This window comes from Janthinobacterium aquaticum, from assembly GCF_009208565.1.
Lineage (GTDB): Bacteria > Pseudomonadota > Gammaproteobacteria > Burkholderiales > Burkholderiaceae_D > Janthinobacterium.
The window spans coordinates 85,542-106,388 of record NZ_WFLK01000018.1 but is presented as its reverse complement, the minus strand read 5'-3'; the positions used below and the strand labels follow the sequence as shown (position 1 = coordinate 106,388).

The following is a 20,847-nucleotide window of genomic DNA, read 5'->3' as shown; positions in this document are numbered from 1 at the left end:
AATCTTACTCTGTATGACACATACTGGACAAATAATTATGCAGCGTAGACCGGGTTGGCGTCAGCGAGCACCTTGACGGCCGCCTTGACGCGCTCGATGGTGGCGGCGTCATGCGGATTGTCCAATACGTCAGCGATCAGGTTGCCCACTTGCACCGCTTCGGCTTCCTTGAAACCGCGCGTCGTCATGGCCGGGCTGCCCAGGCGGATGCCCGAGGTCACGAATGGCTTTTGCGGGTCGTTCGGGATACCGTTCTTGTTGCAGGTGATATGCGCCGAACCGAGGATGGCTTCGGCTTCCTTGCCCGTCAGGTTCTTGGCGCGCAGATCGACCAGCATCACGTGCGACTCGGTGCCGCCCGATACGATGCGCAGGCCGCGCGAAATCAGGGTCTTGGCCAGCGCGTCGGCGTTTTTCACAACCTGCTTCTGGTACTCGACGAATTCCGGGCTCAGCGCTTCCTTGAAGGCAACGGCTTTACCGGCGATCACGTGCATCAGCGGGCCACCCTGGATGCCGGGGAAAATGGCCGAATTGATGGCTTTTTCGTGTTCGGCCTTCATCAGGATGATGCCGCCACGTGGGCCGCGCAACGATTTGTGCGTGGTCGAGGTGACGAAGTCGGCGTGCGGCACCGGGTTCGGGTACAGGCCGGCGGCGATCAGGCCGGCGTAGTGGGCCATGTCAACCATGAAGTAGGCGCCAACTTCCTTGGCGATCTTGGCAAAGCGCTCGAAATCGATTTTTTTCGAGAAAGCCGATGCACCGGCGATAATCAGTTTTGGCTTGCGTTCACGGGCCAGGCGCTCCATGGCTTCGTAGTCGATATCTTCTTCGGCAGTCAAGCCGTACGAGACCACATCGAACCACTTGCCCGACATATTGAGCGGCATGCCGTGGGTCAGGTGACCGCCTTCGGCCAGCGACATACCCATGATCAGGTCGCCTGGTTTCAACATGGCAAAGAACACGCCTTGGTTCGCTTGCGAACCCGAGTTCGGCTGCACGTTGGCCGCTTCGGCGCCAAACAGTTGCTTGACGCGGTCAATCGCCAGTTGCTCTGCCACGTCGACGTATTCGCAGCCGCCGTAGTAGCGCTTGCCTGGGTAGCCTTCGGCGTACTTGTTGGTCAGCTGCGAGCCTTGCGCTTCCATGACGGCTGGCGAGGTGTAGTTTTCCGAGGCGATCAGTTCGATATGGTCGTGCTGGCGCGTGTTTTCTTTTTGAATAACGGCGAACAGTTCAGGATCGACGTTGGCGAGGTTGTGATCTTTTGCAAACATGTAAAAACTCCAAGATGTGGGTGCTTCAGTTACCTAAGGTGCTTATACTGGCAGGTTGGATCGAATGAGGGGAGCCGGCGTTAAATTAATAACAACAACGGATAGGCAGCCTCTTCGCGCAATTCCATCGGTGGCTGCCCAGGCGAACGGCTAATGAAATCTCACGTTTCCCGGTGGATGCCCACCTTTCGCCGGCAATCATCGCACCAAAATGGGGATGATTGCGACTTTTCGCCAGTCACGTGAGACGAAATGGAAGCCAAATTGTAAGTTAAGTGCCCGAATTGAGCAAGGAATGCAGGCGCGCAGCTATAATCGCCGCGCATTGCGCAGCCCGGTTTGCGCAGCTGACCAAGCCGCATGAAGTTGGTGCAAGCCTGATTCATTCTTAAGCTGGTCTTAACCATGGCCCGGGCATGTAAGCGTATGTTACGGGACTTGTTATAGTTTCCAGGTTTCAAGCATGATGCCCGCTTGCAACTACGATGCCGCTTTGCCTAGGCATTTCAGCAAGCGTCATTCGTCATGATAGTAAAAATCGCGTAAAATGTTGCTCAATCTCACTTCTGGCAAAAAAAACATGCCTTCAGTCTTTACCTGGAACGTTCGTGTCTACTATGAAGACACCGACGCCGGTGGCATTGTCTACTACGCCAACTACCTGAAGTTTTTTGAGCGTGCGCGTACCGAATGGCTGCGCGCCATCGACGTTGGCCAACAGGCGCTGCTGGAAGAACATGACGCCCTGTTTGTCGTCAAAAGCGTCAGCACCGACTATCATGCGCCAGCCCGGCTCGATGACGCGTTAAGATTGACGCTGAGCATAGAAAAGATGGGGCGTGCCTCCATCGTTTTCCTGCAACAAGCCTGGTGCGGCGAAACCCTGCTCAGCACGGCCCGCGTCAAGATCGGCTGTGTAGACTCAGCCATGCGTCCGCGCGCCGTTCCAGACGCAGTTGCCGCCCGCATGCGCGCCGCCTGAGGCGCTTCACCCTTCGGATAAATTCACCCAACAGACTGCCAGCCAATGAACGTTACACAAGATCTTTCTTTCCTCGCGCTCATCACCAATGCCCACCTGATCGTGCAGTTGATCATGGCCCTGCTGCTGCTCATTTCCCTGACCAGCTGGACCTATATTTTCCGCAAGATGTTTGCGGTGCGCGCCGCGCGCCGCCAGACCGTCGAATTCGAACGCAGCTTCTGGGCCGGCGGCAACCTGCATGCGCTGCACCAGAGCGCCAGCGGCAACCGCGACCAGAGCGGCGCACTGGCCCGCATTTTTGATGCTGGCATGGGCGAATTCATCAAGGGCAAGGCTTCCTACGGTTCGCGTGAAGCGCTCGACGTCGGCGCCGTGCTTGACGGCGCGCGCCGCGCCATGCGCGCTGCCTTCCAGCGTGAAATGGACGTGCTGGAATCGCACCTGGCCTTCCTGGCGTCGGTCGGTTCGGTCTCGCCTTATATTGGTCTGCTGGGCACCGTGTGGGGCATCATGAACGCCTTCCGCGGTCTGGCCAATGTACAGCAAGCCACACTGGCAGCGGTTGCGCCCGGCATTGCCGAAGCGCTGATCGCTACCGCCATCGGCCTGTTTGCCGCGATTCCTGCGGTGGTTGCCTACAACCGCTTTTCGCACGATATCGACCGCCTGGCCATCCGCTTCGAGAGCTTCGTGGAAGAATTCTCGAACATCCTGCAACGCCAGTCGCGCTAAGACGGAGATCAGCCCATGGGTTCCTCCTTCAACAGTGGCGGCATGCGCGGTGGACGTGGCCGCAAGTTCAAGTCCGAGATCAACGTCGTGCCGTATATCGACGTGATGCTGGTGCTCCTGATTATTTTCATGGTGATGCCGTCGTCGAACAATCCGAGCGTAGTCGACCTGCCGAACGCGGAAAAAACCGCGAAACCGCCCGATGACTATATTCAGATCGTGTTGAAACCCAATGGTTCCCTGTCGATCGGCGTGATCGGCAAGGAACAGCAGGCACCGGAAACCGAACCGAACCGCGATGCCTTGCTGCGCAATCTGCGCACCCTGCATGCCAGCAGTCCGGACTATCCGGTATTGATTGCGGGCGACAAGGAAAGCAAGTATGACGACGTGATCCAGTTGATTTCCGAAGCCAAGAAAATCGGCATCAACCGGGTTGGCCTGGCCACCAAATAAATAGCCGTATCCTGACCGTTTTTAGAGTGACCCGACTTTGCAGAACAAACAAACCGACCATGTATTAGGCAAGCCCTACAGCGTGCCGCGCGAGAAAAGCCGCTGGCCCGCGCTGGGCATGGCGCTGGCCATGCATCTTGGCCTGCTGTTTTTCCTGTGGGTAGGCGTACACTGGCAAAATACGGAACCGGTGGCGGTCGAAGCGGAGGTGTGGGACGTCAAGGTGCAGACGGCCGCACCGCCACCGGAAGTGACCACTGACCCCGAGCCACAGCCGGCACCGCAGCCTGAACCGGAACCGGTGGTGGAAGAGCCGCCACCGCCACCGCCGCCAGTGGTCGCGCCCGAGCCGAAAGTCGATCCGCGCGAGGCGGAAATTGCGCTTGAGCGCAAGAAAGCCAAGCAGAAGGAAGAGAAGGAAAAGGCGGCCGCCGAAGAGCGTCGCAAGCAGGAACAGAAAGAACGCGAAGAAGAAAAGCGCGAGCAGGAGAAGGACAGGCAGAAACAGAAAGAAAAAGAAAAAGCTGAAAAGCTGGAGAAGGAAAAAGCCAACAAGCTGGAAAAAGAGAAGAAAGAAAAGGCCGAGAAAGAGAAAGCCGAGAAAGCGGAAAAAGCGGCGCAGGACAAGGCTGAAAAAGAAAAGGCAGACAAAAAAGCCGCGGCGGAAAAAGCCGAGAAGGCGAAAAAGGCAGCTGCAGAAAAGGCAGCGGCCGACAAGGCACGTGCCGACAACCTGAACCGCATGATGGCTCAGGCTGGTAACGGCACGACTGGCACGGCCGAGAAAGCGACCGCGCCACGCAAGGACAGCGGCTATGTCGCTGCCCTGACGAGCAAGATCAAGGGCAATATCGCGTATAGCGGTAGTACCGACGTGCCGGGCAACCCGCGCGCCGTGTTCAAGATCGAGCAATTGCCAACTGGGGATATTATTTCGGTCCGGAAGATAAAAAGTAGCGGCCTGCCGGCGTATGACAGCGCGGTGGAAAACGCCATTAACAAATCGTCGCCACTGCCGAAGAAAAAAGACGGCACGGTGGAACGCCAGATTGAACTTATATTCGAGATGAAGGAATAGTCTAATGATGATCATGAAAAAAATGAGCTACGTGGTGCTGTGTGCCGGGCTGATGCTCGGCGCCACCGGCGCACAGGCCCAGTTGCGCGTGGAAATTACCGGTATTGGCAGCAATCAGATTCCTGTCGCGATTGCCAATTTCGCCAACGAATCGGCAGCGCCGCAATCGATATCGGATATCGTCAAGGCCGATCTGGCGCGCAGTGGCGTGTTCAAGATTATCGATGGCGCGGAAATGTCGGAAACGGCGCCGGTCAGCTACGATCAGTGGAAATCACGCGGCGCCGATGCGCTGGCGGCCGGCAGCGTGCAGGCGATGGCCGATGGCCGCCTGGACGTGCGCTACAAGCTGTTCGACACCATCAAGAGCACCCAGCTGTCGAGCATGAACAATGCGGCCGCGCCGCAGTTCAACCGCCTGCTGGCGCACAAGATCGCCGATGACATTTATGAAAAACTGACCGGCACCAAGGGCGCCTTCTCGACCCGCATCGCTTACGTGACGCAATCGGGCCGCGAATACCGCCTGGAAGTGGCTGACGCTGACGGCGAAGGCATCCAAGTGGCGCTGCGCTCGAACGAGCCGATCATTTCACCATCGTGGTCGCCAGACGGCACCAAGGTGGCCTATGTGTCGTTTGAAAAGAAAAAGCCGATTGTCTACGTGCAAAACCTGGTCACGCGCCAGCGCACCATCGTCTCGAATGAAAAAGGCAGCAACTCGGCGCCGAGCTGGAGCCCGGACGGCACCCGCCTGGCCGTAGCCCTGTCGCGCGACGGCCACACCCAGGTCTATACCGTCAATGCCGACGGCAGCGGCCTGCGCCGCGTCAGCAACAGCAGCGGCATCGATACAGAACCACAATTTTCGGCCGATGGTCAAAGCATTTACTTCACCAGCGATCGCAGCGGCGGACCACAAATCTACCGCATGTCGGTCAGCGGCGGCGATGCCAAGCGCGTGACGTTTGGCGGCTCCTACAACATCAGCCCGCGGATCGCCTCCGACGGGAAGACACTCGCTTATATTTCCCGTCGCGACGGCAATTTCCAGCTCTACGCGCTCGACCTGGCTAGTGGCCAGGAACTGCGTCTGTCGGACACCGCCAACGACGAATCACCGAGCTTTTCGCCCAACGGGAAATATATCATGTACGCGACCGAATCCGGACGACGCAAGTCGCTGGCAGTGGTATCGGTGGATGGCCGCGTCAAACAGCGTTTGACTACGCAAGCTGGCAATATCAAGGAGCCCACCTGGGGTCCTTTCATGAAGTAAATGCAGTACAGTTTCACCTTTAACCATGACCCGGAGAATAAAAATGAGTAATTTCAAAAGCCTGGCTTTCATCGCCGCCACTGCAGCCCTGCTGTCCGCTTGCAGCACCCCTGTGAAACTGGCAGAAACCCCAGTGGTCGAGCGCGCTCCTGAAAAAGCAGCCCCACCACCAGTGGACAACCGTCAAGTTCAGCCAGTGACGACCGCATCGGTCGATCCGCTGGACGATCCAAAAGGCGTGCTGGCCAACCGTAGCGTCTACTTCGACTTCGACAAATACGTCGTACGTGAAGCCGACACCGCCGTGGTACAGAACCACGCCGCTTACCTGACCAAAAACACCTCGCGCAAAATCCTGATCCAAGGTAACACCGACGAACGCGGCGGCGCTGAGTACAACCTGGCCCTGGGCCAGAAACGTGCTGAAGCCGTCCGTAAATCGATGGCCGCTCTGGGTGTGTCGGAAGGCCAGATGGAAGCCGTATCGCTGGGCAAAGAAAAGCCTAAAGCACAAGGCAGCAACGAAGCAGCATGGGCAGAAAACCGCCGCGCTGATATCGTTTATTGATATCGATGCTGCCATCGGGGATAGCCGCGATTATTTTCGTGCTTACCTGATTGGCCAGTCATAGGCATAATAATGGGGCGCTGCGCGGTCAATTACCGCACCGCGCCCCGTTTGCATGATTGCGTAACCTTTGAAAGCCCGACCCATGATGACATTTTCGAAAGCCGGCCTCGCCGCCGCCGTGATGGCGGCATTCGCCTACCTGCCCCTGCACGCCAACGCAGCCCTGTTTGACGACGACGAAGCCCGCAAGGCCATCCTGGAGTTGCGCAGCAAGGTCGATGCCCTGGCACAGGACATCAACTCGCGCCTCGACACCAAGGCCGACAAGACCAGCACCCTGTCGATGCTCAGCCAGCACGACCAGACCATGCAGGAAATCGCCCGTCTGCGCGGCCAGATCGAAGTGCTGGGCAATGAACTGGCCAATACGCAAAAACGCCAGAAAGATTTCTACACCGACCTCGACGCCCGCCTGCGCAAGCTGGAGCCACGCCAGGTCACCATCGACGGCCAGGAAGCAGCTGTGGGCGTGTCCGAACAAAGCTCGTACGAAGCCGCCCTGGCGCTGTTCAAGTCGGGCGACTACAAGTCGGCCGCCACCTCGCTCGACGCCTTCGTCAAACGCTACCCGGAATCGGCCTACGCGGCCAATGCGCAATACTGGCTGGGCAACGCCTTCTACGCCCAGCGCGACTGCAAGAGCGCCATTGCGGCCCAGCAAACCGTGGTCAAGAACTACCCGGACAGCCCGAAAGCGTCGGACGCCATGCTCAATATCGCCAGCTGCTACACCGAGCTGAAAGACAAGGCCAACGCCACCAAGACGCTCAACGCGCTGATCTCGCGCTACCCCGACTCTTCGGCCGCGCAAACGGCCAAGGAACGCTCGGGCAAGAAATAAGCATAGGCGCAAGCATGGGCGGGGAGCCGGAAAATCTTGCCGTGACGTTTGACAGAATCGCGCTCACCCCCTATAATCTTTCTTCTTCGGGTCGTTAGCTCAGCTGGTAGAGCAGCGGACTTTTAATCCGTTGGTCGCAGGTTCGAATCCCGCACGGCCTACCACGAATACGCAGTAAAGCACTGCTTGCAGAAGTCACGGCAAGCATTTTTTTACCGCTCAGTGTTACCGAAGTTGTTGTAAAGAGTTTTTTGGGTCGTTAGCTCAGCTGGTAGAGCAGCGGACTTTTAATCCGTTGGTCGCAGGTTCGAATCCCGCACGGCCTACCAAATACTACACAGAAGCCAACCGTTCGCGGTTGGCTTTTTTGTTTTCTGATTTGCCGTTTCTGCACACTTGCCCTCCCCCGCATTTCATGCCAATCTGCATTGATCCAGTCCTGGCAGCTCCTGCCATAACCCGTTCAAGGCGCTGCCGATGCAGACCAAGCACAAAAAACTCCGAACCGTCCTGCTGCTCTCTGCCGCCTTGATGCTGGCCGGCTGCACCAAACACCACCCCGTCAGCCTGGCCATCGGCACGCAGGCCAATAAGTCCGATGCGCAGGTCGTGCGGCTGGCTGAAGCGACAAAGTTCGAATGGGATCAGGTCTACCTGTTCGATCCGTATAAAAATCGCACCGACATCTGTGCAATGGTGAAAATACCAGCCAGCGATTGCACGCGGCAGCTTGGCTCTGGCTTACAGGACGACGGCGAAATGTCGCTGGCCTTCATGTCGCGCGGCCGGCTGGTGCACTACGTGCGGCACCTGCGCAGCCAGGGCGACTTTACGCCGGTATCGGCACTGGACCGGCAGCCGATTGCGGCAAAGGACTGTAAAGCGCCGCGCAATTTGGCACAGTAAGACATTAGATTTAGCACTTCATTCCTAAAGTAAAAACCCGCCGGAGCGGGTTCTTGGTGAGGATACCTTAGCGTAGATACTGAATGATTCCCATGTAAGCATTCCCCATCTGAGCGAAGCCGAGTGCGCCACAATGAGTAATGTCGGTAATGTAATTATATGTATCAGGGCCACTGTAATCCGCCATCGGTTTCTCTGGCGTGAAATCGAACCCGTAGACGCGATGGACAATCGAGTGGTAGTCCAGTAAGTAAATACTCTCAGCCTCGCGTTCACCGAAGTCGGAGTTCAGGTTCTTGGCCAGCAGCCACATTGTCCGCTTCACGCGCTCGGTAGTGAGCGTGCCGTACTCGCCCTGACGCCCTGACGATACGGGAACACCGACGATGATCTTGCACGCCGGGCTGTCGGCTTTTACACTGGCAATGAGCTGCTCATACCGCGCCTTGTAAGCAGCATAGATTGCCGGGAACGTGTTCGCGTCTGCGCTGTAAAAGTCGTTGGTGCCCAACAGAACATGCAGGATGTTCGGCTGCTGGATTGCCCATGTAGCCCGGTACTTGCCATAGTTAAAAGCAAAGCCCCCCAACGTTGCGAGAGAAATCCCTACCCAGGCCGCACCATTCCAAACGATGAAGCCGCCACCCTCGCTCATCACATCGTTCACGGCTGGCATTTTCTTCCGGCCCGTTACCGCGTCGAACTGCTCCCGAATGTCGTTGAAAAAAGTGGCGTTGTAACTCGGCATTTGCGAGTTCGCGTCAACCCAAAATGACGTCGGTCCGAAGTGCTTGTAGGCGTTGACAGGCTGCATGAACGGCGACAGATATCCACGGTTATCCAAAGTGAAATAGCTTTCAATAGTCCAGCCGCCTTGGCCCTCGCATTTCACCGTTTGATTGGTGGAGTTGGCCCTGCGGTTGCCGCTATAGGTGATGCCTGCTGCGGCTGGCGTCGCGTTGATGACGTTCGCCCATGTCATGCGTCCGGTGAAACTGTCGCCGATGTTCTGAACATTGACTGGCGTGGTTTTGGCTGGGTCCGAAATTTTGACTTGATACCATTTTCCGGCCGCTCCCACCACGACGTCGAAGCCGCTGCCCACAACCGTGGCGCTGCCATTGACGGCGGTATTGACTTGGCCAAGCACCGGCAGCAATTTGCGCGCCTCACCGGTTTCACGGGTGGGAGAATTTATCTCATCTGGCAGAGAACTGGAGATACCAATATGCCCAGCATGCGCCTGGAAATCCCTGACGATGTTTTCGTAGTACAGCGCGAGTTCCTTGCCTGCCGGCACGTAGTGCGTCGTCGCCAGCACCGGAGCCTCCACGGCCGGCGTCCCAGGCGAACCAGTGCCAGAGCTGTCGACCGCGATTGGAATGCCATCAGCGGCACGCAGTTCGTAACGGTATTCCACGAAAGGCGTTGATACATTCCCTTCTTCCATCTGGATTGCCTCAACACCGTAGTGCGCTACTGTGATCCGGACATAGGCCACGCCGTCAGGGATCGTAATGTGATTAAGCAATGCACCGCTATCGTAGCCACCAGGGATCACCTCCTTTTTCTCATTAAAAAGACAAGACATCCGCATAGTCGCCAAATTGAACGTGTATGGCCCAGGGCGCACTGGGATGAAGTCGGAATAGTCATAATTCTCGTTGTCAGCCTCGACCGCGCTAGGGGTAAGATACTTGCCGACTGTTACCGTGTTCTTGTTGAACTTGTTCTTTCCGAGCGGTAAGAAATTGGTCGCAAGCGGTGGCACCAGGATAGGCGCGCCGCCGTCGACTCCCAGGTATTGCCTGTACGACTCAAATCCAGTAGAAACGACACCTTGTTCCAGTTGGAGAAATTCACTCCCAGCCCCCACAGCTATACGGATGAACGCAACGCCGGCTGGGATGTTCAGGCTGTCCACGGAGACGTCACCGTTGTAACCTCCTGCAACCACTCGCATACCCGCATCGTAGTTGCAGGAGAATCGAATACCGGCCGTGTTGCATTTGTAACGACCTGGCCGTACCCGGATGTAATCCGATGTGTCGTAGGAGGCGTTGTTCATCAACACGCCGTAGGCCGTGATGTACTTACTTTTCGTTACCGTGCGCGGGTTAAATTTGTTCTTTCCGGCAAGCAGAAAGTTGGTCTGAATTGGTGTCACTGCTTGGTCGAGCAAATGATTGCCACCAATCGCACGATCCTCGATTTTCTCACCTGGCAGCCAACCAGCAGGAAGTGAGGATGCTTGCGGAACAATCAGCACGCCATTAGGGAGCGCAAGGCGGTACTGAAATGGCTCGTATGCCGTAGTCGGGCCATTTTCGAGCTGGAAGACATCCATATCCGATGCGAACATCGTGACACGCACATACGAAATACCTTGGGGAACAGTAAATGGCGAGGTGCCGACATCAGAACCGCCGACACGCACAATCTTTTCCTTGTCAAAATAGCAGGTATAGCGCATGCCCGAAGCGTTTGCGTAGTAGGTCTCGCCTGGCTTGACAGCGATATAGTCGGAAACGTTGTACACAGGATTGTCGGCGAGTACGCCAGTCTCGGTGAGGTATTTCCCAAGCGTTGCGGCCGTCTTGTCGAACAGGTTCTTTCCTGGGATCAGGAAGATGGTACGCGATGGTCCGATCAGGGCGGCGGACGACGGATACGAGGCAATCAAGACCGAGGTGTCGCTACTCATGCGACGGTATTCGAACGCGGCCACGTCGCCATTGCCTTGCACCTTGAATGCCTGGCCATCGGTCACGGCGGCCCTGCCGGCTGCTTCCGTCGTGTATACACCAGCCTGAATCAATGCCGCATCGCGCGCCGCTTCCGCAGCGATTTTGGCCAGTACGGCATCGATGGCGAATTCACTTCGTACAGTTCCAACAGATACTTTTTTGTTTTGCGATCCCTGCCGCAAGATCATCAAATCAGCATCAGCGGCTGGCGCGGCCGTATCGAGAGTTGTGAAATTGAGGTTGCCGTCGATGTTATTGAGCGCGTCCTCTACAGTGCCTGTGCCATGGCCAATCAGCCTCGCACCGTCGGCGGCCGCCAGTTGAGCGGAGTCGATATCGAAGCCTCGCCAAACCGCAGCGCTTGAGTAGATGCGTAACTGACCGCCCTGGCCGAGGGTCGGGTTGTAGTAGGCGTCACCCGCAGTCAGCGCGCCGCCGAGAGGACTGGTTACAGGATCGACCGCCTGAATGCCGAACCAATGACTTGTGAGGTGGAACAGCGCGGCGGCTTCGTTCGCCTGCACGCCAAACGTTGGCAGCGCGGCGAGGAAAGCGTTAGCCTTGGCGACAAACACATCTGAATCATCGCCGCGAGACGGCGCTGGTGGCAGTGCAGTAATCATGTCAATCCTTCTATTTCTAATGAACAAACAGCGTAGTTTTTGTAGGGGATATCGATGGACAGGTCTTTATAGAACCCATACGCGACGGTGGAACCGAAACGGGCTATCCCGATGTACACAATTGGCGTAGCGCGGTAACGCGCCAACAAGTTGAATGTTTGATCTACAGCGCTGGCGTCCAGCCACAACGGCAGTGTGACGCGACGGCTGAATGCGCGTTCGACAACGTTAAAATTACCGAACGAATCACGCCCCTTAACGCTGTAATCAGCCAAGCTGATCTTTGCTCCACGCTGTGTTATCCCCATAGCCTTAGCGTGACCAATGACCAACCCGCCACAGAAAACAAGGCGGCCAACATTGGTCAGCGTGACGGTAATCATCAAGTCTGAATACACTGGCAAGTCGGTAAAGGCGATGTCATTTACCCTGACTATCGGCTCTAAAAAATAGCTATACCAGTCGTTAATGCCAGATGTGGCCGCAGGATTGACGGTTCTGTCAAAAACGATGCCTTCGACCGGATCGGAGGCTGTTACTCGGATGCTTGCACAATCGATATTGAGCAAGGCGATCCCGTTGGCAATACCTTTAGCCGCGACGGAGACGACGATGGAATCCATGTTCGACGCTTGCGACGTAATACTGGCATCAAACATTTTCCAGCGATTCGTCCGCCCTTCCTCGACCCAGTAAGTGGGGCTGGTCGCAGGATTGTGGTTTACATTCTCATCCTGCAGCGAAGCGTAGGTCTTGTGGGTATCTGGATCGACAAGCATGACTCTTGCACCGATGGAGTAGCTTGCCGTAGCGCTGTAGATAGGGTAGTCATCCTCGGCAATATTGCTATATGTCAGCATGCCATCGGTAATGGTTAAGGGGCGGATAATTTTCATGCCGGCACCGCCGTCACAGGTAACGGCTGATCAACATCAGCACGCACAAGAAAACCTTCATCCGCCAAACGCTTTACGATACGAAACAACGCGCCGGTATTCTGGGCAATAGCAATATCACCATCTTGAGACTGCTCGGAAAAACGTGCCAGTGCTTCACGCATCGCACGCATCTCAGCCACTAACGCCGCGTTATCACTACCGGAAAGCATGTCTGATGTTTGCGCCGCGTTATAGATGCGAGACGGCCCGGTAACCTCCAACTCAGGCCCATTCTCACCGACTAGGCGCAGGCCACCGCCGAAGTCACCACCGTTGGCAAAGCCGGGAACTTTAACGCCGTACTTCACTGCTGTGGCAGCAGTGGTTTCCAGACTGGCGGCTGTCTGGCCGCGTATCACAGCCAGCTCCAGGGCCGTGCGTGCTTGGGACTCAGCCAGCGACAACAGTGCTTGGGACAGGTCAGGCAGCGACGCTGCAGCGTCCTGGTCGCCGGCACGCGCCTTTGCCGTTGCTATCGCAAACGACGCTTGGGCCGCTGCATACGACTGCGTGCTGTCGGTACCGAGCAAGCCGCGAATACGCCGAATCTCATCGACGATGCTGTCGGTAACCGACTGCCATGCGTCAGTGATCTTCTTGGCCGCTTCGACGGCATCCTCGGCCGCTGGATAGACCTTGGCAAACTCTGGCGCCAGGGCCAGCAGTGCAGCGTACTGCTTGGCGCCGGCCTCGGTGGCCAGCTTGCCCGAGTTGGCCAGGTCGAGCACCACATTTTTGTACTGGTCACGCGTCGTTACACCGGCCAGGCCCAGCGCTGCCATCTGCTGGGTGACCATCTTGGTGACCGGCGCCAGGCGTTCAGCTTCGCTCAGGAAGTCTTGGGCGAATGCTTCAGTTTGATTCTGCAGTTTGTCCAGGCCGCCCACCAGGTCGATGAGGTATTCGCGTGCGGCCAGGCTACTCATGCCGACAGCACCAAACGCCGCGCCGATAGAGCGCATGATAGCGTCGAGGCTGGTGTAATTCGACGCCACCCTGACCAGGGTTTCGCCCAGGCCTTCGCCCACTTTCTGGAATTCGGCGATCTGTGGATAGACGGCTGTAGTGATCGTATCAAACGCCACGGACACGCCGGCCGACAACGCGTCGACCAGGTCTTGTCCTTTGAGGTCACGGGTGCTGACTGCAAAATCGATCACCACCTGGTTGATCGCGTCATTCAACACTTTGCCATCGGCACCCAGCTTGACGCCGGCATCGACCAATAGCGAACCCATGTTGTCGAAAATAAGTGTGAACGGCTTCATCGCCGCAGCACTCAATGCGAGGGTGTTCGTGTAGTTTTTTGTGCTATTTCCATGGAACCAGCCGCCGTCCGATTTCTTTGTCACATCCTCGTATTGAACGCCGCTTGCCATTCCACTGCGCAGCGCTCCCAAGGAGCCGGCAAACTTCACGCCGGTATCCGTAATCGTGGTGCTTTTGTCGCTACCGAAAAAGCTCTTAGTTGCACTGTTCACTGTGCCAAACGCACTTCCACCAGTCAGACCGGCCGTCTGAAACAACCCCTTAGCAGCACCGCCCAGGGCGGACTCGATGTTACGCAGCGCGGTCAGCATGCTGTTCTGGTAGCCCAGCTCCAGCGACGAGTTCTTCTCCATGATTTCCAGTGAACGGGCCATAGAGGCAGATTTCGCCGTGGAATCGCCCAACACGGTGCCAGTGCCTTGGGTCTTCTGGCGCTCTTGAAACGTGGTCGCAGCCGGGCCGCCGCCACCGCTCATGCTGGACCCCATGCCGACCATGAACGCGATGATTGCTGCAGCCCCCACAAACCCCCATACGCCCAGCTGCTCAAACGCTTTGGCCACGCCAGCGATAGTCGACGCTGTCGTTTTGGCCGCGCTGTTGGCTATCGAAACGCCGGTGGTGGCCGTGTCGACGCCAGCTGCACCGAGCATTGCTGTCGACTCAAACGCTTTGCCAGCCACCACTGCCGTGGTCTTGGTCGAGGTAGCCGCCAGCGACTGCACCATCGACTGCACGGCCATTGCCATTTCCACCGTGCGGAACGCACGCTCAGTCGTCTGCAGCACTTTGTAGCCGGCAGTACCTTCCTTGAAGTAGCCCTTGGCCGCGCTGGTGATGTCACCATAGCTTTTCACCTGGGCGCGTGCCGACTCGCGCTGCGCGGCTGCGGTCAGGCGCAACTTCTCGGGGTCGGCGTCGCTACGGCCCTTGGTTGCCTCGGCTAGGTCTTTGCCGATCTGTATCTGGCGCGCGGCATTGTCGGCGTAGGATTTGAACATGCTGCCAACAGCCTTGCCGCCAGCACCGAATGCGCTGCTCAGGCTTTCAGCGATTGACGTGCCGACGTACTTCCATTCCTGAATAGCGCGCTCGGCCGCTTTCTTCATGCCTTTGTCGACATCCTGCTGGTCCAGACCGTCAGCTATACGCGACCGTGCAGCGCGCTGGTCTTCGAGGTATTTCAGGATTTTAGGCGCTTGCTCCAGCTCGGCCAGCGTGGCGCCGGTGATGCCTTGCTCCACAATGAACTGTTTTTGACCTGCAATGGCCAAGTCCAGGCGTGCGACTGTTTCACGCTCGATGGCGCCGCGCGACTGTTCATGGCCGATATTAGCAGCCTCAATCTTTTCAGCTTCCGCGTTCAGGCCACTGATGTATTTATTCATGGCATCGTCAGACGCCGACTCTATGGCCTCCTGACGCAGAAACTGAGCCATACCCAGCAGGTTGGTTTCGTCGTCAGCCTTTTGCTGGGCGACCCGACGCTTCGCCTCGATGTCAGCGATCTGCTTGGCGTGCCGTGCAGCTTCCTCTTTCGTGAGGTCGTGATGGGCGCGCAGGGCTGCGATCTGGGCCGTGTAGCCGTTGATTTCTTCCCTGGCGGCGGTTTCAGCGTAGTCACGTTTATTTTTGTAATACTGTTCGTCGCCCAGCTTGCCTGCGGCATGGAACATGTCGTCAATTTTCCCCAGCTGCGCGACCATCATTCTTTCCGCTGTAACGGCATCCTGGATACGGGCCAGCTGGTCACTCAGGTCGATGTTGTCAGCAGCGTCGGCACGTGCTGCTTTCGGCTTGTTGCTATGGGCTGCCGTCAATGCCTTGACATGCTCGGCGATTGCCTCGGGTGTGACCAGCACGCTGGCCGGGTTGACCTTCTTGATCTTTTCGATGTCTTCGTAATATCCGCGCAACGCCACCTGCAATTCGTTCAGTCCTCGCTTTTCCAGACGCACGTTATCAGCCGTGATGCGTGAGGCGGCATGCACGGCCTGGGACTGTGCCAATTTTTCAGCACCATCCTTTTTCGCCTGCGCATCAACAACTGCCAGCTGCTTCTCGGCTTCAGCCAAATCAGTGACCGCTGCAGCACGCATCCTGACCAACGCTTCGTCGCTGTACGTAGCGCGACCTCGGGTGGCCGGCCCTGAGTAGAAACCGCTATCGATCTTTGATATTTCGCCTTTCAGCCTCACCACTTCACTACCCGGCGTCGCCTTCTTTCCCCAGTTGCCGATTTCATCCACGGCACCGCCAATAGCTTCCCGGATGCCATGCCATGCTTTAGCGACGTTACCCAGGTTTGCGGTCATTTCTTCTGCGCGCTCGTGAATCACGCGAGCAAACTCCTCAGTGGCCACCGCGCTGGCGCCTTTAGCATCGCCCTCTTTTTCCAATGCGCGTATCTGTTCGTAAACTGCCTCGGTCAGAAAGTGGTAGGTGTCATCGAGTTTCACAGTGGCGCGCGAGATAACCTCAGTAGCACGGGCGCTACTACCGGTCGACTGTACTGCCAAGGACTCAAACTGCTTAATGGTTTTTTCGATGGAAATGCCGGCGCCATGCTCCAGGGCGACCACAGCCTGCGTAATGTAGCCGATCTGATCTCCAGTGAATTTTCCTGACGCGGCCAACTCGGTGACTGCATGTTTTGCAGCACCGATGCTACCGTGCACCTCAACGGCAGAATGGGCCAACGCATTGAGCGAATCGGCCGTTTCGCCGGCGTAGTTGCCAGTGAGGATCAGTGCGTTGTTCATCTCGCGCTGTTCCATCGCGCCTTTGATCCACGCGTAGGCCAGCCCAGCCATTGCAGCGACAGCCGCCAGGATGGCCAGGCCCAGCCCGCTGAACAGGAACGACGCGGCGCCAGTTTGTTCTGCCAGCACCATCAGCGAGCCGCCAAAATTGCTGAAACGGCTCTGGCTCAATTCATGCGCCAGAACGATCAGCTCTTTTTTCGATTGAGCTGTCGAGAACGAAAATTCGTGATGGCCCTTGGTGGCTTTGGATACTTCGTCGGCATGTTTTTTTGCAGCCTCGGTCGCCTCGGTAAATCGGGTGATCAGCGGCGCAGCCTCTTGGCTCACGCCCAGTTGGGCCGCCTGGTGGGTGAGCAACGCCGTGCGCGACATGCCAACCGTAGCAACCTGGTCTTTCAGCCTGGCGATGAAATTGTCTGCTGCAGCGCCTTGGCGCTCCTCAGCCGCGATCATGTTGCGTAGTGCCTCGGTATTGCTGGCGATGGCCGCTGCCTGTTTTTGGGTTGCAGCAGTACCGCCCAGCATTTTCGCCTCGTACTGTGCCAGCTCTGCAGCATTCTTACCCAGCATATCGTGCTGACGCTGCAGGCTGGCGACGAATTTTTGCGACTCTTCTGACGCAACACTGCTGCCGCCGGCACTGGCTCCACCAGTGCGCGCAGCCATCTGCGCACTCATTTGTGCCGTAGCGCGTGCCAGCGAGCCAGCAAGGTTCACGTTCTCATCGGCCTGGCGGCGGGTACTGACAGCCGACAGCTCGGCCGCGCGAGCCTCGGCCTCGGCCGCCGCCGTCTGCTCGCGGGACGCGGCAACCATCGCTTTAATGCGCGCGGTCGCAGCTTCTTCAGTTTCCGCTTTTTTTGCTATCGCCTCGCCCTGTTTGGCGACCGCGTCTGTTCCTGCAGTGAATCCGTCCGCCATCGCACGGCCAGCCTGCTCGACAGACGCAGCCATTTTCTTGGCGGCGCCATCGATGCTTTCAATGACCGGCACGGATTGCTGGCCGTCGACTGCAATGCGAATCCCGAATTCGACAACCTGGTTAGCCACGGTTTTCTCTCTCTCTAATCACTTTTAGCGCTGCGTTTTCCATTACCCGAATGCCGTCGAGTACATCTGGCCAACTGCGCCGTTTGACTCCCATCATTTCCAGCGTCGACTTGAGAGCGCAGTAGTTCAGTCCCTCGGTGATGATCGATGCCATCCCGACTGCGACCCGCACCCACTGCGTATCGCAATTGAGGAACGCCTCAATGATGGTTTGGTTTTCTGGAAAATATTCATACAAGGGCGCGGGTCGTCTGGCGTAGGCTTCAGCCTCTTCCTCCAGGCCGGCCCGCGCCAGATCGGATGCCAGTTCATCGGCGCCCTGGGCGACACCACCACTCGCCCAGAACGCTGCCGCGTCCTTTAGATCTTTTTTGGCGCGTGTTTCAACGAATCAAAATAGGCGCGCACGATGGACGGCTGGGTTGGAAACATCGACAGGAGGCTGGCCAGATTAGATTCGGTGAAGTCCACCGGCGTGCCGGCTTCGTCGGCGACACCTCTCCAGCCGATCATTACCTGGTTGATTACGCCACGATCACTGAGCGTGCCGTCGGCCAACGCATCCTGTTGCTCCTGGATTTCGTCCTGGGTCAGGCGCTTGAATTGCGCCTGAAATTCCACGATTTTTTTCTTGCCATCGTCGGTCGGAAATTCGACTTTTACAGGGTGAAAATAGGATGGCAAGGTAGCGATTTTGATCATGATTTCTATTTCTTTCTGGTTGAGTGAGGTGAAAATATTCCAGAGCGGCACCCTGGAGCGGTATTACAGGCAGGTCAGGGTAATTTCATCGTTGCCGATGATCGGCGTCGGTTCCAGCGTCAATTTGTAGCCAGTAACGCCTTCGATCTGGGCGTACTCGACGCCTGCGATCTGCACCAGCAAGTCAGTTTTAATCTTCTTGCCAGCTGCAGTGCCATGAGTAGTGGTCAACACCACATTGGCGTTTGTCTCGTTCAACAGGAACGGGTTAAACACGGCCAGGGTCGGTGCCAGGACGGTGATCGAGCTGGTCGGTTTGCGGTCGGTAATCTGGATTTCTTTTTGCCCAGGATTATCCGAGCGCACGATCTTCTGACCCAGCGCCCAGTCGAACTCGGTGAACGACAGCGGCACGCCGCCGAGCGTTACAGGCGTCGTATTAACGCTGTTGACCGCTTCTTCCTTGGTCCAGCCGGTGCGGTCGACGCTAGGCATCGCACCAGCGACTGGCGTGACATAGCAAGCATCGAACGCAAACGACAACATCGGGATACCCTTCGACATCTTGGCCTTTACTTCGCCACGCATGCCGCTGAGCTTATGCAGGACATCGTCGATATACATATAGGCCGTAGCAGACGAGAACACATTGCTGACGAGGTTGTAGACGACTTCGTCGCCTACGGTCACTGTCTCGGCCATGCCGCATGCCTGCAGCAGCGGTCCCCACTTCGGGGCGGTACCGGCCACCCCGGATGGCGCGACGGCGATATCAAAGCCCAACTTTGCCCAGGTGCTGATCAGCACGCTGCCCGAACTGCCCATGTATGGCAAATCGATAGTGCGGTCAGCGCGGTCGCTTTCCATCGGCGTAAAGCTGATGTTGCGTGCCTCGATGAAATTGAGCAGGCCGGTCGGATTGGAGTCGACGTTGTACGCAGTCTCCAGTTTGAAGAACAGGGCCTTGGTACGCCACTGGCGTGGCGTTGCGAGGAGATTAGCCATTATTTTTTGCCTTCTTCTGTTGAGGGGAAATACTGCCAGCGCCATCTGCTGCTGCGCTGACCTGGTTGCTCACCGCGTCAACGACTGGAGCCGCGATAGGAAACGATCCTGCAATCGGCGTTGTAGGATCGGCGTAGGCACCAGGCGCGGCCGGTACGGGGCCAATGCGCTCACGCGCGCCAGTGACCGGGTCAATACGAAACTGGCCGCCTTGGCCCCAGTGCGCAGGCTGGTTGGCGATGCTGGTCGTGCTCATAACGTGCTCCTGTCATAAAACGATGTCATATAAATGTCCTGCCACCACATGTGGCCATCCTGGAATACCAGCAGGTTGCTGGCGCCGCGCTCCAGCGGCGCATAGTCTTGGACTGGCACCCAGCCCATCAGCAGCTCCTTGACGGCCTGGCGCAGCGGCGCCAGGTCCTGCTGCGCCGCCACACCGTGCGGGTCGGCCACGTTGCGCACCACGAACACGATGCCAACGGTCGCTTGGACCAGCTGCATCACAACGTCCACAGCGAGACTAGGGCCGGGGTTTTCCGTCTGCGGAATCACAAACGCGGCCGGCGTGACTGTCGGATTGCTCTCGACAGCGGTCTGGAACCCGGCCGCACCGGCGACTAGTTTTAACGCATCCAGGGTGCGCAGGCGCGCCATGATCTCGTCGATCATGGCCGACCCGCACGTCGAAATACTGCAGGGCTGGTGGTGAACAACACAGTGGCCGACGCCGTATTACCAGGCACGCCTGCAGCGCCGTCGACCAACACCTTGCCGGCCTGGACGTCTTTCAGCCACTTGACTGAATCGGTGTAGTCGTCGCGTGCGCGTTCAGTTGCAGATTCACCCAGCAGGTTGTAACGGGCAATGGTGCACACACACTGCACGACGATTTCCGGTGCTGGGTTCAGCGGCACGCTGTAACGGCCGCTGATATACCCGTCGACAAATGCGGAGGCGGAGAACAGCGCTTTGTCGACAGCGTCGGCCGGTAGCATCGATTCTCGCTGCACCACCTCGGCCTGGCCGTAGCGGTCCACCAGCTGGTCGCGCGTAGCGTAAGCCGTGGTCATTTGTCGTCGTCCATGTTTGTTTTGATTTCCATGTACTGAACGCGCAGGCATGGCTCGTCTTCCAACTGCCAGAGCTGCTCGGGTGTGAACTCATCCCGGCGCACCACGGTCGGCTGAGAACTCCAGGCGCGGCCAGCGCGGCGAAAGCCGTCATAGCGCGCGGTGATCAGCAGGCCCGGCACGCTCACGCCATTGGCCAAGTCAGACGGATCACCATTGACGCCGGCCACGCTCGACGCGATAGCTGCCCGCAAATCGTCCCCTACGCCGGTGCCGACGTCAGTCAACATCGAGCCATCCGTATCTGTCGTATTCGCTTTCAATTCTGCTTCGTGGCCAGAGGTGCTTGTGTCGCCCTGGGCGACGCTCACGCCGTCCGAACTTTGCACGGCCTGAGCGCCCGTACCGCTGGCTGTCGCTGACTTTGCGGCGGGCGTATCTTTTTTTGCCATGGGTTACTCCTGAAGAAATTACGCTGTAGCGT

General features: G+C 57.5%; 19 protein-coding genes, 2 tRNA genes and 1 riboswitch. Of the genes, 10 read left to right on the top strand and 11 right to left on the bottom strand.

What is annotated here, in order from left to right; all coding sequences use genetic code 11:
- Positions 1-35 precede the first annotated feature (35 nt).
- Positions 36-1,283: a serine hydroxymethyltransferase gene (gene glyA, locus GCM43_RS23775; RefSeq protein WP_152248372.1), complete on the bottom strand. Its 1,248-nt coding sequence runs from the start codon at positions 1,281-1,283 to the stop codon at positions 36-38.
- Between the two features lie 129 nt (positions 1,284-1,412).
- Positions 1,413-1,535: riboswitch (ZMP/ZTP riboswitch) on the bottom strand.
- Between the two features lie 328 nt (positions 1,536-1,863).
- On the opposite strand from glyA, the gene ybgC reads away from it, so the two are divergent.
- The 10 genes from ybgC (at position 1,864) to GCM43_RS23725 (ending at position 8,191) form a co-directional block, all read left to right on the top strand.
- Positions 1,864-2,265 carry a tol-pal system-associated acyl-CoA thioesterase gene (gene ybgC, locus GCM43_RS23770; RefSeq protein ID WP_152248371.1) on the top strand — a complete coding sequence of 134 codons (402 nt, stop codon included), beginning with the start codon at positions 1,864-1,866 and terminating at the stop codon, positions 2,263-2,265.
- A 45-nt stretch (positions 2,266-2,310) separates the two neighbouring features.
- Positions 2,311-3,000, top strand: coding sequence for a protein TolQ (gene tolQ / locus GCM43_RS23765; RefSeq protein WP_152248370.1), 690 nt, complete (start codon positions 2,311-2,313; stop codon positions 2,998-3,000).
- 15 nt (positions 3,001-3,015) lie between these two features.
- Positions 3,016-3,456 carry an ExbD/TolR family protein gene (locus GCM43_RS23760; protein ID WP_152248369.1) on the top strand — a complete coding sequence of 147 codons (441 nt, stop codon included), beginning with the start codon at positions 3,016-3,018 and terminating at the stop codon, positions 3,454-3,456.
- A gap of 37 nt (positions 3,457-3,493) precedes the next feature.
- On the top strand, positions 3,494-4,534 hold the full coding sequence (gene tolA / locus GCM43_RS23755; RefSeq protein ID WP_152248368.1) for a cell envelope integrity protein TolA: 1,041 nt from the start codon (positions 3,494-3,496) through the stop codon (positions 4,532-4,534).
- Positions 4,535-4,547: 13 nt separating this feature from the next.
- Positions 4,548-5,813: a Tol-Pal system beta propeller repeat protein TolB gene (gene tolB, locus GCM43_RS23750; protein ID WP_413770983.1), complete on the top strand. Its 1,266-nt coding sequence runs from the start codon at positions 4,548-4,550 to the stop codon at positions 5,811-5,813.
- A gap of 43 nt (positions 5,814-5,856) precedes the next feature.
- Positions 5,857-6,381 carry a peptidoglycan-associated lipoprotein Pal gene (gene pal, locus GCM43_RS23745; protein ID WP_152248366.1) on the top strand — a complete coding sequence of 175 codons (525 nt, stop codon included), beginning with the start codon at positions 5,857-5,859 and terminating at the stop codon, positions 6,379-6,381.
- A gap of 145 nt (positions 6,382-6,526) precedes the next feature.
- Positions 6,527-7,285 (top strand): tol-pal system protein YbgF, encoded by a 759-nt coding sequence (gene ybgF / locus GCM43_RS23740; protein ID WP_152248365.1) that lies wholly within the window; start codon positions 6,527-6,529, stop codon positions 7,283-7,285.
- 88 nt (positions 7,286-7,373) lie between these two features.
- A tRNA-Lys gene (locus GCM43_RS23735) sits at positions 7,374-7,449 on the top strand.
- An 89-nt stretch (positions 7,450-7,538) separates the two neighbouring features.
- Positions 7,539-7,614: transfer RNA gene (locus tag GCM43_RS23730), tRNA-Lys, on the top strand.
- Between the two features lie 148 nt (positions 7,615-7,762).
- Positions 7,763-8,191 (top strand): hypothetical protein, encoded by a 429-nt coding sequence (locus GCM43_RS23725; protein ID WP_152248364.1) that lies wholly within the window; start codon positions 7,763-7,765, stop codon positions 8,189-8,191.
- A gap of 67 nt (positions 8,192-8,258) precedes the next feature.
- Here GCM43_RS23725 and GCM43_RS23720 read toward each other — a convergent pair whose 3' ends face one another.
- From GCM43_RS23720 to GCM43_RS23675, 10 genes are all read right to left on the bottom strand, one after another.
- Positions 8,259-11,561: an SGNH/GDSL hydrolase family protein gene (locus GCM43_RS23720; protein WP_152248363.1), complete on the bottom strand. Its 3,303-nt coding sequence runs from the start codon at positions 11,559-11,561 to the stop codon at positions 8,259-8,261.
- A complete protein-coding gene (locus GCM43_RS23715; RefSeq protein ID WP_152248362.1) occupies positions 11,558-12,457 on the bottom strand; it encodes a hypothetical protein in 900 nt (299 codons plus the stop codon). Before GCM43_RS23715 ends, GCM43_RS23720 begins: the two co-directional genes overlap by 4 nt.
- Entirely contained in the window at positions 12,454-17,583 is a 5,130-nt protein-coding gene (locus GCM43_RS23710) for a phage tail length tape measure family protein (protein ID WP_152248361.1), read from the bottom strand. Before GCM43_RS23710 ends, GCM43_RS23715 begins: the two co-directional genes overlap by 4 nt.
- Positions 17,576-17,821, bottom strand: a complete 246-nt coding sequence (locus GCM43_RS23705) for a DUF1799 domain-containing protein (RefSeq protein ID WP_193315727.1) — start codon at positions 17,819-17,821, stop codon at positions 17,576-17,578. Before GCM43_RS23705 ends, GCM43_RS23710 begins: the two co-directional genes overlap by 8 nt.
- A 122-nt stretch (positions 17,822-17,943) precedes the next feature.
- The gene (locus GCM43_RS23700) at positions 17,944-18,285 is read right to left on the bottom strand and encodes a phage tail assembly chaperone (RefSeq protein WP_152248359.1); all 342 of its coding nucleotides are present in this window, start codon (positions 18,283-18,285) and stop codon (positions 17,944-17,946) included.
- A gap of 63 nt (positions 18,286-18,348) precedes the next feature.
- Entirely contained in the window at positions 18,349-19,290 is a 942-nt protein-coding gene (locus GCM43_RS23695; protein WP_152248358.1) for a phage tail tube protein, read from the bottom strand.
- Positions 19,283-19,546 carry a hypothetical protein gene (locus GCM43_RS23690; RefSeq protein WP_152248357.1) on the bottom strand — a complete coding sequence of 88 codons (264 nt, stop codon included), beginning with the start codon at positions 19,544-19,546 and terminating at the stop codon, positions 19,283-19,285. The genes GCM43_RS23695 and GCM43_RS23690 overlap by 8 nt, the downstream gene beginning before the upstream one ends.
- Positions 19,543-19,962 carry a phage tail terminator protein gene (locus GCM43_RS23685; protein ID WP_152248356.1) on the bottom strand — a complete coding sequence of 140 codons (420 nt, stop codon included), beginning with the start codon at positions 19,960-19,962 and terminating at the stop codon, positions 19,543-19,545. The genes GCM43_RS23690 and GCM43_RS23685 overlap by 4 nt, the downstream gene beginning before the upstream one ends.
- Positions 19,959-20,363 (bottom strand): gp436 family protein, encoded by a 405-nt coding sequence (locus GCM43_RS23680; protein ID WP_193315726.1) that lies wholly within the window; start codon positions 20,361-20,363, stop codon positions 19,959-19,961. Before GCM43_RS23680 ends, GCM43_RS23685 begins: the two co-directional genes overlap by 4 nt.
- Positions 20,360-20,815, bottom strand: a complete 456-nt coding sequence (locus tag GCM43_RS23675) for an HI1506-related protein (protein ID WP_152248354.1) — start codon at positions 20,813-20,815, stop codon at positions 20,360-20,362. Before GCM43_RS23675 ends, GCM43_RS23680 begins: the two co-directional genes overlap by 4 nt.
- Between the last annotated feature and the right edge of the window lie 32 nt (positions 20,816-20,847).